Source organism: Pseudomonas sp. CGJS7, assembly GCF_036961695.1.
Map to the genome: position 1 here is coordinate 1 of NZ_JBAMDI010000196.1, position 14,405 is coordinate 14,405.

Annotated in this window: 14 protein-coding genes; 7 read left to right on the plus strand and 7 right to left on the minus strand. The window is 67.8% G+C overall.

The genetic code is table 11. The features are described 5' to 3' along the window. Positions 1-327 precede the first annotated feature (327 nt). Both V7787_RS49700 and V7787_RS49705 read right to left on the minus strand, forming a co-directional pair. Positions 328-1,269: a patatin-like phospholipase family protein gene (locus V7787_RS49700; RefSeq protein WP_336094945.1), complete on the minus strand. Its 942-nt coding sequence runs from the start codon at positions 1,267-1,269 to the stop codon at positions 328-330. Beyond that, positions 1,269-2,237: a helix-turn-helix transcriptional regulator gene (locus V7787_RS49705; protein WP_336094946.1), complete on the minus strand. Its 969-nt coding sequence runs from the start codon at positions 2,235-2,237 to the stop codon at positions 1,269-1,271. Before V7787_RS49705 ends, V7787_RS49700 begins: the two co-directional genes overlap by 1 nt. A gap of 90 nt (positions 2,238-2,327) precedes the next feature. Here V7787_RS49705 and V7787_RS49710 point away from each other — a divergent pair, with 90 nt between their 5' ends. Then, positions 2,328-2,912: a hypothetical protein gene (locus V7787_RS49710; RefSeq protein WP_336094947.1), complete on the plus strand. Its 585-nt coding sequence runs from the start codon at positions 2,328-2,330 to the stop codon at positions 2,910-2,912. 54 nt (positions 2,913-2,966) lie between these two features. Here the strand turns inward: V7787_RS49710 and V7787_RS49715 are convergent, their stop codons facing one another. Further along, positions 2,967-3,176 (minus strand): hypothetical protein, encoded by a 210-nt coding sequence (locus V7787_RS49715; RefSeq protein WP_336094948.1) that lies wholly within the window; start codon positions 3,174-3,176, stop codon positions 2,967-2,969. A gap of 112 nt (positions 3,177-3,288) precedes the next feature. Here V7787_RS49715 and V7787_RS49720 point away from each other — a divergent pair, with 112 nt between their 5' ends. The 6 genes from V7787_RS49720 (at position 3,289) to V7787_RS49745 (ending at position 9,969) form a co-directional block, all read left to right on the plus strand. Further along, a complete protein-coding gene (locus V7787_RS49720; RefSeq protein WP_336094949.1) occupies positions 3,289-6,162 on the plus strand; it encodes a molybdopterin oxidoreductase family protein in 2,874 nt (957 codons plus the stop codon). Positions 6,163-6,223: 61 nt separating this feature from the next. Then, on the plus strand, positions 6,224-6,427 hold the full coding sequence (locus V7787_RS49725; RefSeq protein ID WP_336094950.1) for a hypothetical protein: 204 nt from the start codon (positions 6,224-6,226) through the stop codon (positions 6,425-6,427). After that, positions 6,424-7,221 (plus strand): 4Fe-4S dicluster domain-containing protein, encoded by a 798-nt coding sequence (locus V7787_RS49730; protein ID WP_336094951.1) that lies wholly within the window; start codon positions 6,424-6,426, stop codon positions 7,219-7,221. Before V7787_RS49725 ends, V7787_RS49730 begins: the two co-directional genes overlap by 4 nt. Before the next feature lie 69 nt (positions 7,222-7,290). Then, entirely contained in the window at positions 7,291-8,262 is a 972-nt protein-coding gene (locus V7787_RS49735; RefSeq protein WP_336094952.1) for a dimethyl sulfoxide reductase anchor subunit family protein, read from the plus strand. Positions 8,263-8,397: 135 nt separating this feature from the next. Continuing rightward, positions 8,398-9,111, plus strand: a complete 714-nt coding sequence (locus V7787_RS49740) for a DUF481 domain-containing protein (RefSeq protein WP_336094953.1) — start codon at positions 8,398-8,400, stop codon at positions 9,109-9,111. 183 nt (positions 9,112-9,294) lie between these two features. Continuing rightward, positions 9,295-9,969, plus strand: coding sequence for a DUF481 domain-containing protein (locus V7787_RS49745; RefSeq protein ID WP_336094954.1), 675 nt, complete (start codon positions 9,295-9,297; stop codon positions 9,967-9,969). Positions 9,970-10,178: 209 nt separating this feature from the next. On the opposite strand, the gene hemC is transcribed toward V7787_RS49745, so the two are convergent. The 4 genes from hemC to V7787_RS49765 all read right to left on the minus strand — a co-directional run bounded on the left by hemC (position 10,179) and on the right by V7787_RS49765 (position 14,263). Then, the gene (gene hemC, locus V7787_RS49750) at positions 10,179-11,117 is read right to left on the minus strand and encodes a hydroxymethylbilane synthase (protein ID WP_336094955.1); all 939 of its coding nucleotides are present in this window, start codon (positions 11,115-11,117) and stop codon (positions 10,179-10,181) included. A gap of 556 nt (positions 11,118-11,673) precedes the next feature. Further along, entirely contained in the window at positions 11,674-12,411 is a 738-nt protein-coding gene (locus tag V7787_RS49755) for a LytR/AlgR family response regulator transcription factor (RefSeq protein WP_336094956.1), read from the minus strand. A gap of 17 nt (positions 12,412-12,428) precedes the next feature. After that, positions 12,429-13,550 (minus strand): sensor histidine kinase, encoded by a 1,122-nt coding sequence (locus tag V7787_RS49760; protein WP_336094957.1) that lies wholly within the window; start codon positions 13,548-13,550, stop codon positions 12,429-12,431. An 11-nt stretch (positions 13,551-13,561) separates the two neighbouring features. Continuing rightward, on the minus strand, positions 13,562-14,263 hold the full coding sequence (locus V7787_RS49765; protein ID WP_336094958.1) for an alpha/beta hydrolase: 702 nt from the start codon (positions 14,261-14,263) through the stop codon (positions 13,562-13,564). Between the last annotated feature and the right edge of the window lie 142 nt (positions 14,264-14,405).

Genomic DNA, 14,405 nt, shown 5'->3' on the forward strand with positions numbered 1-14,405 from the left:
GGGCAGGTTCCGTAGTGGGCATCCTGCCCACGACGGAACCCGGCGCACGTCCTTGTGCGCCGCCCTTCGGGTGTCCTTTTGCTATCGCGAGTTAGATGCGCCGCCGGGCCAGAGCAACAGCAAAGGCAAAGGCGCCCTTATCCGCCCTTCGGGCACCTTCTCAGCCTTGCACTCCCTGCGGTCGCCGCAAGCGGGAAAAGGGCTCAATGCAGCAGCGATGGTTATCGGTGAGATGGCGCGCATGACGACGCCAGGCCATAGCTGGTCGCTAGAGCCTCCACCAGAAAAATCCAGAGAAAATCTGCCCAGACGAACGCCGGGCCCGACTCAATACCCAGCCTTGTCCAAGGCCTTCTCCGCCTCTTCGCGCCCCAACTCGATCAGCTCCTTGGCCCGCCAGAACTCATAGAACTGACACGCATCGCGCGGAATCCGGATCACCAACTCCGGCGGATCCAGCGCCAACTGCACCCGCGCGATCTGCGCCTGCATGATGTCCAACGACCGCGCCATCAATTCGCTGAAACTGAACTCGTGCGGCGCATCCTCGCCCGGCGCGTCGACCTGCGCCGAATAGCTGCGCCGGAACCAGCGGGTCAGCAGCGGCGGCGGTTTGATCGACGCCACCTGCAACGCCCGCGCATCGACCGCGCCGTTGCGATGGGCCAACCCGCCGGCCGGTTGATCCGGCCAACCGTGCATGTCCACCGCGATCAGCCGATGCGCGTCGGACAACCGCGTGGCCGTGATCGGCAACGGCGCCAGCAAGCCGCCGTCGACCAACTCGCGGCCGTGCAATTCGTAAGGCGTGAATACCCCGGGGATCGCGATCGACGCGCGCACCGCATCCCACAGATCGCCCTCGCGCAGCCAGACTTCGCGCTGACGCACCAGATCGACCGCGACCGCGGTGTAGTCCACCGCCAAGTCCTCGATCCGCGGCTCGCCGGCCAACTCGCGCAATGCGTGCATCAGCCGTTCGCCGCGGAACAGCGCCGGCTGACCGAACACCGGGTCGAGCAGACGCAGCATGTCGGTGCGGCTCATGCTGTAGAGCCAGTCGCGGTAGACGTGCATCTTGCCGGCGGCGAACAAGCCGCCGACCAAGGCGCCGCTGGAGGAACCGGCCACCGCGACGATGCGTAGCCCGCGCGCCTGCAGCGCTTCGATCACCCCGATCTGGGCCAGACCGCGCGCGCCGCCCGCGCCCAGCACCAGCGCTACCGGCTCGCCGCTTTGGATGTGCGGGGCGTCGGCGCCGGGGGACATCAGTGGCCGTAGTTGCTCAGCGCCAGTTCCAGCATCGACTTGGCCTGTTCGCGCAACACCACCGGCTCGACGATTTCCGCGTCGCTGCCGTAATGCATCACGTCCATCAGCAACTCGCGGCCGGCGCTGTAAGGCACTTTGAGTTCATAGCGGCCATCGGGCAGGAACCGGCCCTGCTGCTGCGAATGCCAGTGCTCATCGGCGACCCAGCGCGCAGCCTTGGCGCTGAAGACGATGGTCGCCCAGCCCTTGGGCGCGCCGGAGAAAATGCCGTAGCTGGAGGCCAGGTGCTGGTCGAGCTCGTCGTCGGCGACGTCGCGCGCGGCGCTCTCGCCGATCTTGGCCGCGCTGATGCGGTCGACCGAGAAGCTGCGCAACGCGTCGCGCTCGTGATCCCAGGCGTCGAGATACCAGTTTTCGCGGTAATGGGTCAGCCGCTGCGGCGAGACGCTGCGGCGGGTGCGCTCGTCGGTGGAACGGGCGCGGTATTCGAAGGTCAGGGTCTTGCGGTCCAGCACCGAGGTGGCGACGGTGCGGAACGCGGTTTCGTCCAGGCGCCGGGTGCGGTGCGGGATCACCCGCACCCGCTCGACCGGCAGGCGGCGGCCGCCGGCGTGTTCGTCGAGCAGCTTTTCGATCCGCTGCTGCAACGGCGCCAAGGCATTGGACAGCACCCCGCCGCCGCTGCGCATCAGCAACTGCTGCGCGGCCAGCAACGAGTGCAGCTCCTCCGAGCTCAGCCACAGGCCGGGCAATTCGAAGCGGTCGCCCTCGCTGGTGTCGTAGCGGAAGCCGGCCTCGCCGTTGCCGACCACCGGCGCCATCAGGTAATCGCGCAGATAGGCCAGATCCCGATAGACGGTCGCGCGCGAGCACTCCAGGTCTTCCTGGAGCCGCTGAACTGTGACCGGATACCGGGCCGCGGTGAGAATCCGGTGCAGCGCGTGGATGCGTTCTATACGTTCCATGTCGGCAGGGGTCTGGTAGAGGCGGTGGGGACACAACTAGCATGGCATCGGCCACTGTCCGGCCGCCACCATCGAACCTAAGGATCCTACGTGATCAAGACCTCATTATCCGCAACGCTGACCCCCGCGGTGCTGCTGCTCGGACTGACCGCTTCCAGTCTGGCCTTTGCCGGACCCAAAGAAGAGGTCGTCGCCGCGGTGGACAAGTTCCTCGCTGCCAAGAGCTACCACGCCAGCATGAGCATGGGCCCCGGCCCGGCCACCGAAACCGACTTCGTCGCACCCGACCGGATGCGCGTGAAGCTGGGTGCGATGGGCGAGCAAATCATGATCGGCAACACCACCTATCTGACCATGCAAGGCAAAACCGTCAAGCAACCCGCCGCCGGCGGCGGCGTGGCCGCGACCCGCAGCCGCGAGAAGATCCTCGGCGATCTGGCGAGCCTGCAGGTCACTGCGCTCGGCGCGGAAACCCTGGGCGGCGTGGCGACCAAGAAGTACAAGGTCGTCAACAGCCAATCCAAGTCCAACTCGACCTTCTGGGTCGGGGCCAACGGCTATCCGGTGCAGGCGGTCAACGTGGCCGACGTCGCCGGCAAGCAGTACACCTCGACTCTGAAGTACTCGCGTTTCAACGATGCCAGTATCAAGATCGAAGCGCCGGCGGTGAAGTGACATTAGACACCCGTGCGGTCGCAGCGGTTGCGACCGCGCGGGTGGCTGGCGCATTCAGCCGGTGATGGCGCCGCGCATCGCCAGTGCCAACTGGTGCGCGGCGTACGTCGTCAGGGCGCCCAGCCCGGTGGCCAGCAGCGCGCCCCAGTACCAGCGGTTGAATCCCGGCAGGCGCTTGCGCTTGAGGTAACCGACCCAGGCCAGGCCCGCGGCCAGGACGAAGAATCCGCCGTAGAAGGCGAAGCCGAAGATAAAGCTTTCCATGCCTTGCCGCTCCGTGGTCTGCACGACATTGCAGTATGTGCGGGCTTTCGTTGCAGCGGCAAGCGCGGCCCGCGAACTCGCCTGATCCGGCGGCAATGGGCACAATGCCCCGATGCGAAAGCACGCTCCCACCGAGCCAGCCATCGATCTGTCGCCTTCGCCGGGCGATGAGGTCAAGACCACGACGTGTTACATGTGCGCGTGCCGTTGCGGCATCAAAGTCTGGCTGGCCGACGGCCAGGTCCGTTACATCCAGGGCAATCCCGATCATCCGGTCAACCAAGGCGTGCTGTGCGCCAAGGGCTCGGCCGGGATCATGCAGCACTACTCCCCGGCGCGGCTGGACAAGCCGTTGCTGCGGGTCGGCGAACGCGGCCGCGGCGAGTTTCGCGAGATCGAGTGGGAGCAGGCGCTGGAGATCGCCGCCGGCTGGTTGGCGCCGATCCGCGAACGCAATCCCGATGAGCTGGCCTTCTTCACCGGGCGCGACCAATCGCAGGCGTTGACCGGTTGGTGGGCGCAGCAATTCGGCACGGTCAATTACGCCGCTCACGGCGGGTTTTGCTCGGTCAACATGGCCGCGGGCGGGTTGTACACGCTAGGCGGATCGTTCTGGGAATTCGGCGAGCCCGACTGGGAGCATTCGCGCTATCTGATGCTGTGGGGCGTGGCCGAGGATCACGACTCCAATCCGATCAAGCTCGGCCTGGGCAAGTTGAAGGCGCACGGGGCGAAGATCGTCGCGGTCAATCCGGTGCGCAGCGGTTACGGCGCGATCGCCGATGAGTGGATCGGGATTCGGCCGGGCACCGATGGCTTGTTCGCGTTCGCGTTGATTCACGAGTTGCTGAAGGCCGATCGGATCGATCTGGAGTATCTGGTGCGCTATGCCAATGCGCATTGGCTGGTGATTCGCAATCCGGGCGGGGCGGACGATGGCTTGTTCGCGCGCGATGAGCAGGGGCGCGTGTTGTGCTGGGCGCGCGGCCCCCACCCCGCCGACGCCACCGACATCAACCCCGCCGTCGTCGGCGAATACACCCTGCCCGACGGCCGCCGCGCAGCGCCGGTATTCCACCTGGTCGCCGAGCGTTACCTCGACCCGCAATACGCCCCCGACGCCGTCGCCGAGCGCTGCGGCATCCCCGCCGACACCATCCGCCGCATCGCCCGCGAACTCGCCCAGGCCGCGTTCGACGATCCGCTGCGCTTGCCGATCGCCTGGACCGACGCGCACGGCCGCCGCCACGACCACATGCTCGGCCGCCCGGTCAGCCTGCACGCCATGCGCGGGATCAGCGCGCACAGCAACGGCTTCCACACCTGCCGCGCGCTGCACCTGTTGCAGTTGCTGCTAGGCGCGGTGGATACGCCGGGTTCGTTCCGCTATCAACCGCCCTACCCCAAACCGCTGCCGCCGCCCAACCGCCCCGGCAAGCAGCGCCAGGCCAACGGCGCGCTGGACGCCGCGCCGCTGGGTTTCGTCCACGGCCCGGAGGATCTGGTGGTCGACGGCGAAGGCCGGCCGCGCCGGATCGATCATGCGTTCTCGTGGGCCTACCCGCTGTCCGCGCACGGCATGATGCACAGCGTGATCCGCAACGCCTGGGCCGGCGATCCGTACAAGATCGACACGCTGATGATGTTCATGGCCAACATGAGCTGGAACTCGGCGATGAACACCAGCCAGACGATCGGTTGGCTGACCGATCGCGGCGAGGACGGCGACTACCGCATCGGGCACATCATCTACGCCGATGCCTACGCCTCGGAGATGACCGCCTACGCCGACCTGGTCTTGCCCGACACCACTTATCTGGAACGCTTCGACGCGATCAGCCTGCTCGACCGGCCGATTTCCGATGCCGATTCGGCCTGCGATGCGATCCGGCATCCAATCGTAGACGCAGCCAGTCAGCGCCTGGGCAACGATCAGAAACCCAGAGACGTCCGCGGCTTCCAATCCGTCCTCCTCGACATCGGCGCCCGCCTGGGCCTGCCCGGCATGGTCCTGGAAGACGGCAGCCCGCGTTACCGCGATTACGCCGACTACATCGTCCGCCACGAGCGCGCGCCCGGCGTCGGCCTGCTCGCCGGCTGGCGCGGCGAGCACGGCGAACTGGAAGCCAAGGGCCCGCCCAATCCCGACCAGTTGCAGCGCTACATCGACAACGGCGGGTTCTGGCGCGGCCCGGTGCCCGAGTCGGCGCGCTATTACAAAATGGCCAATCGCGACTATCTGGATTGGGCGCAGAAGATGGGTTTTCTCGGCCACGCCGAACCGATCGCGCTGCAACTGTATTCGGAGACCCTGCAGAAATTCCGTCTGGCCGCGCAAGGCCACGGCGAGCGGCAACCGCCGGCCGAACACCGCGAGCGCGTGGCCACTTATTTCGACCCGCTGCCGATCTGGTACGAGCCCTTCGAAGGCGCGCAAGTCGCCGACTCGGCCACGCGTTTCCCGCTCAGCGCGGTCACCCAGCGGCCGATGTTCATGTACCACGCCTGGGGTTCGCAGAACGCCTGGCTGCGCCAGATCAGCGCGCGCAATTATCTGTATCTGCATCCCGACACCGGCGCGCGTTTCGGCCTGGCCGACGAAGACTGGATCGAGGTCGAATCGCACCACGGCCGCATCACCGTGCAGGCCAAGTTCGCCGCCAACGTGCAGCCCGATACGGTCTGGACCTGGAACGCGATCGGCAAGCGCCGCGGCGCGTGGCGGCTGGCGGCCGACGCGCCCGAAGCGAGCAAGGGCTTCTTGCTCAATCATCTGATTTCCGACCTCACCCCGCGCGGCGACTACGCCAACGCCGATCCGGTCACCGGCCAGGCGGCGTGGTTCGACCTGCGGGTGAATCTGCGCAAGGCCGCCGTCGATCAGAATGCGCAGGGGCTGGCGCAACCGCAGTTCACACCGCTGTCGTTCGCGGCGGCCGACAATCAACCGCTGCGCTACGGCGCGCAGTTCAGGAAGAACCGATGACCGTAAGCGCTGCAACTTTCGTATTCCTGCCCAGTCGAGCCGCGTGCGCGGAGTGCGCGGCATGAGGACCGTGCGGGTGATCTGGGGCGCCATCTGCATGGTGCTAGGCCTGTCGCTGGCGGCGCTGCTGGCCGTGGTCGGCTCCGGCCTGGAGCAGAACACCGGCTCGCCGGCGCTGGTTTCGCTGATGCCGGGCGTCGCGGTCGGCTTGACCGTCTTCGCCGCGGGCGCGTGGATGTTCTACAGCGGGATCAAGAAACGATGACCGATCTGCCGCCGCCGTCGCGCAAGAAGCTCGGTCTGGTGATCGATCTGGACACTTGCGTGGGTTGCCACGCCTGCGCGGTGAGCTGCAAGGAATGGAACGCCGGCGGGATCGCCGCGCCGCTGACCGATGAGCGGCCTTATGGCAAAGACCCATCGGGCGTGTGGTTCAACCGCGTGCACAGCTTTGAGGTCGAAGCCTTGCCGCTGGCCGACCCGGTGCGCGGCTGCGGCAGCGCCGTCGGCGCGCAGACGTCGGCCGCGCCGCAGCCGGCGATGACCCTGCATTTCCCGCGTTCGTGCCTGCATTGCGAACAACCGGCCTGCGTGACCGTATGCCCCACCGGCGCCAGCTACAAGCGCGCCGAGGACGGCATCGTGCTGGTCGATGAGGACAAATGCATCGGCTGCAAACTGTGTTCGTGGGCGTGCCCGTACGGCGCGCGCGAGTACAGCCCGGTCGAGGGCGTGATGAAGAAATGCACGCTGTGCATCGACCGCATCTACAACGAGAACCTCAGCGAGTCCGAACGCCAACCTGCCTGCGTGCAGGCCTGCCCGACCCGCGCGCGCCACTTCGGCGACCTGGGCGATCCGGAGTCGGCGGTATCCAAACTGGTGGCCGAACGCGGCGGCGTGGACCTGATGGCGGAACTGGGCTATCGGCCGACCAACAAATACCTGCCGCCGCGGCCGCGGCGCGATGGCGCGGGCGATGCGCCGGCACCGGAGCAGCTGAATACCACTGCGTTGCCGCCGGTGCTGCGTTGGCTGGACAAGGTGCTGTCGCGATGACCGCTCGCACCCGCGGTTCGGCCGCGATACCGCGCCGCGCCTACCGAATCGCGGACGCCGGACGCTGATATGCATCCGGCGTTCTCGGTCATTTTTTTCACCACCTTGTCGGGCGCGGGCTACGGCTTGATGGCGTGGGTCGGCGCGCTGACGATGTGGCACTGGTTCGGCGCGGCGGCCGTGGACGCTCTGCCGCCGCGCGCCTTGGTCGCGGCCTTGGCGCTGGCGGTGGTGTTGGTCAGCGTCGGCCTGCTCAGTTCGACATTGCACCTGGGCAAGCCGCTGCGCGCATGGCGCGCGTTTTCGCAGTGGCGCAGCTCGTGGTTGTCGCGCGAAGGGGTGATGGCGGTAGCGACCTATCTGCCCGCGCTCGGCCTGGGCGCGTGGTTGTGGCGTACGCAAGGCCAGCCCGGCTCGTGGTTGCCGTTGGCCCTGACGGTGGCACTGACCGTGTGCGCGCTGATCACCGTGGTCTGCACGGCGATGATCTACGCCTGCCTCAAGCCGATTCCGGCCTGGCGCCATCGCCTGGTGGTGCCGGTGTATCTGGCCTTCGCTTTGCTCAGCGGCGCGGCCTTGCTCGCGGCGATCGCCGGCGCGACGCCCGGCGCGGACGCGATCGCGCGCGCGGCGACGGTGGCGGTGGCGCTGTCGGCGCCGCTGACCGCCGCGCTCAAGCTCGCCTATTGGCGCGCCATCGACCGCGCGCCGCTGCCGCTGCGCCGCGGCGACGCGGTCGGCCTGCCCGAGCGCGAATTGTCGGTGTTCGAGCGTCCGCACACCGAAGACAACTACCTCACCCGCGAAATGGGTTACGTGCTCGCGCGCAAGCACGCGGCCAAGCTGCGGACGATCGCGCTGGCGCTGTTCGCGGCGCTGCCGCTGGCCGCGGCGCTGTTGGCGCTGACCGCGGCGGCCGGTTCGCCCGGCGCGGCTTGCGCGCTGATGGCCGCGGCGGCGCTGTCGACGCTGCTGGGCGCGGTGGTCGAGCGCTGGCTGTTCTTCGCTCAGGCCCGGCATATGGTGACGCTCTATTATTGAAACGGTGGATCGATAGCTGAATATCGATCGACCGTGATTATTTTGTGATGCCCTTCACATATCGATAGCTAGACTCCAGATCCCGCCGACTCGCACTCGGCGGTTTTTTTCGTCCCGATCTTGGAGTTTTTGCTAATGCGTAAGTTGCTCGGCGCCCTCGCGCTCACCGCCGCCCTCAGCCCCGTCCACGCCCAGCAGGCTCGCGCCGACGGCTGGAGCGGTACTGGCGAACTCGGCCTGGCCCTGTCCAAGGGCAATACCGACAGCCAGACCCTGATCGGCAAGCTCAACATCGCCAAGGAAGACGCCCAGTGGAAGCACTCGGCCGGCGCCGCGTTCCTGTACGGCAAGCAGGACGACGTGGAAAGCGCGCGCCGCTACGAAGTGTTCGGCAAGAGCGGCTACCGCCTGGGCGCGCGCAGCTACGTGTTCGGTTCCGCGCGCAATGAGCGCGACCACTTCACCGCCAACGAATACCAGTGGACCGCCGCGGTCGGCTACGGCTTCGAAGCGATCAAGAACAAGGACACCCACCTGACCTTCGAAATCGGTCCGGGCTACCGCTGGGCCAAGCTGCAGGACGTGCAGGTGCACCAGAACGAAGCGATCGCGCGCGGCTACATGGACTTCGGCCACAAGCTCACCGAGACCACCTCGATCTACGACACCTTGCTGATCGAAGCCGGCAGCGACAACACCTACGCCCGCAACGACCTCGGCCTGCTGGTCAAGATGACCGACGCGCTGGCGCTCAAGGCCGGCCTGGAAGTGCGCCACAACACCGACGTCATCCCGGGCACCAAGAAGACCGACACCCTGACCACGCTCAACGTGGTTTACGGGTTCTGATCCGGCGCGTCTGAGGCGTCAAACCTTGCCGGGACGGCGTTTGCGGCCGTCCCGGCTTGGGGTTCTGAGTGACTTGCTGGTGCCGTGGCGATTAATCGGACCTATCCGAGGCGCACGGCGTCGCACGCCTGTAATCGGTTTCATGGCATTATCCTGGACCGTCCTCCGGCCCTACTCCAGACGATGCTCGGTGCAATCGGGCTCGCCCTGCTCGGCGCGCCCCTGGTCACATTGCCGACGCCCGCCTTCGGCGGCGACCCGATCCTGATCGCCATCGCCAGCGATCCGGCGCAGATGCGCCTGCAATGTTTCTCGACCCGCTGCGGCGACGAAGAGTGGAAGCTCGCCCTGGCCCCGCGCCAGCGCGAACCGGAGATCGATCCCGCCGATCTGCCGCCGCTGCGCAAAGTGCTGCTGCCCGGGCAACAGCGCGTGGTCGGCGGCGTGAGCGCGCCGGCCACCTCGCGCGCGAGCCGGGCGATGTATTCCAACGATTACCGCATCGGCACCCGTTACGGCGTGCAAGCGGTGCGCGACGGCGACACCCAGATCGGCCTGAGCTTCGGCGCCGGCTACCGGCTGGCGCCGTTGGCCGACGACGGCATCAACCGGCCCGGCGCGGTGTTCCGCGGCGAGCTCAACCTGGGCCAACGGCTCAGCGACCGCGCGCGCTGGAGCCAACGCGTGCAGGTGGAAAGCGGCGGCGGCGACACCTTCGTCAAACAGTCGGTGCGGCTGGACGTGGACGTGTGGCGCAACTGGAAACTGGAAACCGACTTCGCCATCCGCCACGACAACAAGGGCGGCGGCGGCAGCGAGAGCGCCGAGAGTTCGATCGAGCTGATCCGGCGGTTCTGAGTCCGCCGGGTTCTCCGGCGGTGCGCGCGCGGCTCAGGCTCGGTAGAAATTCGATCCCGCCTTTATCGCGCAGCCCACCCGCCGTCATTCCGGCGAAAGCCGGAACCCATTTTGATTTGCTGTTATCGGTCAGAGCGAGCCGCTTCGCAGACGCGCCCGAAAGCCCGGCAACCCGCCGCTCCGACCGAGCGGATGTCGCCCGGATACCCTTAGTCGTGGTCCTCGCCCTCAGGCAACGACTCGGCGATGAACTCGCCCGCCCCTTGATCGAGCAACAACTGCGCGACTTCGATGCCCAAACACTCGGGCGCATCGCCGCGGCCTTCGCCGTGCGCACGGACCGCGCGTCCGTCGCTGGCCGAGCCGACCTGCCCGTCCAGGCGCAGATGTTCGCCGTCCAGGCGCGCGTACGCGGCCACCGGCACGTGGCAGCTGCCGTGCAGCGCGCGGTTCATCGCCCGCTCGGCTTCCACGCAGGTGCGGGTGTCGGCGTGATCGAGCGCGGCGCACAGCGCGCGCGTGGCCAGATCTTCGTCGCGGCATTCGATCGCGATCGCGCCTTGCGCCGGCGCCGGCAACCAATACGGCGATTGCAGGCGCGCGCGGATGCGCGCGTCCAGGCCCAGGCGCTGCAGGCCGGCGCAGGCCAGGATGATCGCGTCGTACTCGCCCGCATCGAGCCGCCCCAAACGGGTGTTGACGTTGCCGCGCAGATCGCGCAATTCCAGATCCGGGCGCAACGCGCGCAACTGCGCCTGGCGCCGCAGCGAGGACGTGCCCACGCGCGCGCCGGTGGGCAGCGCGTCGATGCCGTCGAAGGCGTTGCTGACGAAGGCGTCGGCGTAATCGGCGCGCTCCAGAATCGCCGGCAACGCGAAACCGGGTTCCAGTTCCATCGGCACGTCCTTGAGCGAATGCACCGCGCAATCGGCCTCGCCGCGCTGCATCGCCAGTTCCAGCTCTTTCAGGAACAGGCCCTTGCCGCCGATCGCCGCGAGCGAGCGGTCCAGCACCTCGTCGCCGCGGGTGCTCATCGGCACCAGTTCCACCGCCAACCCGGGATGCGCGGCGCGCAAACGGTCGGCGACGTGCTCGCTCTGCCACAGAGCGAGCGGGCTTTTACGGGTGGCGATGCGCAGGGTCTTCATGGCGGCATTATCGCCGGGCGGGGGGTGTCGGGACAAAGGCGGGGTAATTGGACTGCGTTTGCGGGAATAACGACCTGGAAGGATGGCGCTGAAGTCTCTGGATTCCCGCCTTCGCGGGAATGACGGTAGGTAGGTGCGCGGGTATCCGCTTTTTGCTCGTCATCCCCGCGCAGGCGGGGATCCAGGGCTTTTCAGGCGAGAACGTTTGAAGTCGCTGGATGTTCGGCTCCGCCGAAGTAAAGCGGAGCCCGCGTTCGCGGGAATGACGTTCTGGTGAGATGGCGCTGAAGGCTCTGGATTCCCGCCTTCGCGGGAATGACGGTAGTAGGGGACGCGGGCATCCGCTTTTGCTCGTCATCCCCGCGAACGCGGGGATCCAGGGCCTTTCGGGCGAGAACGCTTGAAGTCGCTGGATTCCCGCGTTTGCGGGAATGACGTTCTGGTGAGATGGCGCTGAAGGCTCTGGATGTTCGGCTCCGCCGAAGTAAAGCGGAGCCCGCCTTCGCGGGAATGACGGCAGGAAAGTCGCGACGCCCCTGCCCCCAACCCCAACGCATCAAAGATGCTTAAGCGTCTCGCGCAACGCCGCCACACAGCGGCGGCTGACTTCCAGCGGCTGTTTGCCGTGCCGCAACACCGCCTGCACATGGCCCTCGGCGTTGCGCTTGAGCTCGACGATTTCGTGGCGCGCCACCAGACAGTTGCGGTGGATGCGCACGAAGCGTTCGCCGAATTCGTCTTCCAGCGACTTCAACGATTCTTCGATCAGATCCTCGCCGCGCGCGTGATGCACGATCACGTACTTCTCTTCGGCGTGCAGGTAATGCACGTCCTCGATCGGAATCAGCCGCAGGCTGCCGCGCAGGCGCGCGCACAGGTGGCTGCGGACCTGGCCGGGCGCGGTCTGCGCGCCTTCTTCATGGCGTTCGCGGCCGGCGGCGAAGGTGCGCACGCGCTCCAGCGCGGCGTCCAGGCGCTCGGGACGCACCGGTTTGACCAGATAGTCGATCGCCTCGGCCTCGAACGCCGACAGCGCGTGCGCGTCGTAGGCGGTGCAGAACACCACCGCCGGACGCGGTTCGAACGCGGCCAGATGGCGCGCGGCCTCCAGTCCGTCGATCCCGGGCATGGCGATGTCCAGCAACACCAGATCCGGCCGATGCTCGGCGCAGGCATGCAGCGCATGCTGGCCGTCGACCGCCTCGGCGACGATTTCCACATCCGGCCGCAGCGCCAGCAAGCCGCGCAAGCGCTCGCGGGCCAACGGTTCGTCGTCAGCGATCACCACTCTCATGGCCAGCCTCGCCCCTTTCATCGGCTCTGCGCCTCCACCCCGGTCGGCACGTGCAGTTCGCACAGATAGTAGCCCCCGTCCCAGCCTGCGGTCATCCGCGCCGTAGGTCCATAGGCATATCGCAGGCGCTGGCCGATGCTGTGCTGGGCATGGCGGGCGCCGGCGCGGCTGTCGGACGGGGCCGGGGCGGGGTTGCGGATACGCAACAACAGGTGGTCGCTGAGCTGGGTCAGCTCGATTTCGATCTCGCCGCCGCCCTGCAGCCGCGAGATCCCGTGCAGCACCGCGTTCTCGACCAGGGGCTGCAGCACCAGCCGCGGCAGCGGCATCGGCCACGGCAGCGGCTCGCGCTTGCGCCAGATCACCCGCAGCCGCTCGCCCAGGCGCAGTTGCTCGATCGCCAGGTAGCGCTCGGCCAGCTCGACCTCCTCGGTCAGGCTGGAATCGCTCTTGGACGCACCCAGCGCGGCCCGGAACAGGTCCGACAGGTCCAGCACCGCGCGCTCGGCCACCACTGGGTCGCTGCGCACCAGCCCGGCGATGGTGTTCATGCTGTTGAAAAGGAAGTGCGGCTTGATCCGCGCCTGCAGCGCCTCGACCTCGGCGCGGGCGTTGGCCCGGACCTGGGCCTTCCAGCTGTCGTTGACGTAGAGGTAGCGCAGGACCACGCCGACGGCCAGGATCGCGATGGCGGCGGTGCCGAGCACGAAGCGCCAGAACGAGGTCCCGGCCGGGACCAGCCCGACCCCGGTGACGTTGTCGATGCTGTGGGTGACCGCGGCCACCGCCGCGGCGATCGCGGCCGCGGTGGCGGTGGCGATGAAGCCGCCCACCCCGGGCGGCAGCCGCGAGAGCTGTTTGCGCGAAACGCACAGCAGCACCGAGATCGCCAGCGCCAGCCACAGCGCGAAGGCGCTGGAAGAAACGAACCGGCCCAGATCCCAGCGGGTGCCGTCGGGCGCCAGCGCCAGCACGATCACGATCAGCTCGGCCATGCTCAGCATGATCACCAGCCGCGGCAGCCGGCACAGGTCCGGCAGCCAGGGCTCGTGCTCGGCCGGGTGCCCGGCCGAATGCCCGGCGGCGGGCGCGCCGGCCGGATGCGCGCCTGGATGCTTGCCGGTGTGCGGCTCGGCCATCGGCGCCGGGCTCAGCGCTTGTCGGCGAACCGTTGCGACATCCAATCGCCCAACGCGGCGATTTCCTCGGCGCAGACCTGATGGGCCATCGGATAGGCGTGCCAGTCGATCTTGAACCCCAGGGTGCGCAGGCGCGCAGCGGCCATTTCGCCGCCGCGGTAAGGCACCACCGGGTCGTGCTGGCCGTGGGCCATGAACAAGGGCTGGGTGTGGGCGACCGCGGTGGCTTCGCGCACCAGGCGGTCGGCCATCGGCAGATACGTGGACAGGGCGATCAGGCCGCCCAGGGCCTGCTTGCGCCGCAGCGCGGTGGCCAGGGTGACGGCGCCGCCCTGGGAAAACCCGGCCAGCAGCACCCGCTGCGGCGGGATGCCGCGTTCGCCTTCGCGCGCGATCAGGGCCTCGATCTGCTCCACCGACTCGTCCACCCCGGCCTCATCGGCGCGGTTGGCCAGGTCCTGGAAATCGCGGATGTCGTACCAGGCGCGCATGCGCAGGCCGTTGTTGATGGTCACCGCGCGCACCGGCGCATGCGGGAACACGAAGCGCAGCGCCGGCCAGTCCTTGCGCACCAGTTCCGGCACGATCGGCGAGAAATCGTTGCCGTCGGCGCCCAGGCCGTGCAGCCACAGCACGGTCCAGGTGGGGGCCGGGCCGGTTTCGTGGACGACGGCGTCGAGCAGTTCGGGCGATGCGGTAGAGGAGGTTTGCATGCGCCGCATTGTGGCGGTTCGGCGAGGGCCGCGCCAAGTTGGCGCGGGTTGGGTCGTTTTTTTGCGACGGCGTGCTTCGGTGGGAGGTTGAGGTCGTGGCTGCGCCGGAGGAGTGCCCGGGGCTGCCACGTTATTGCGGTGT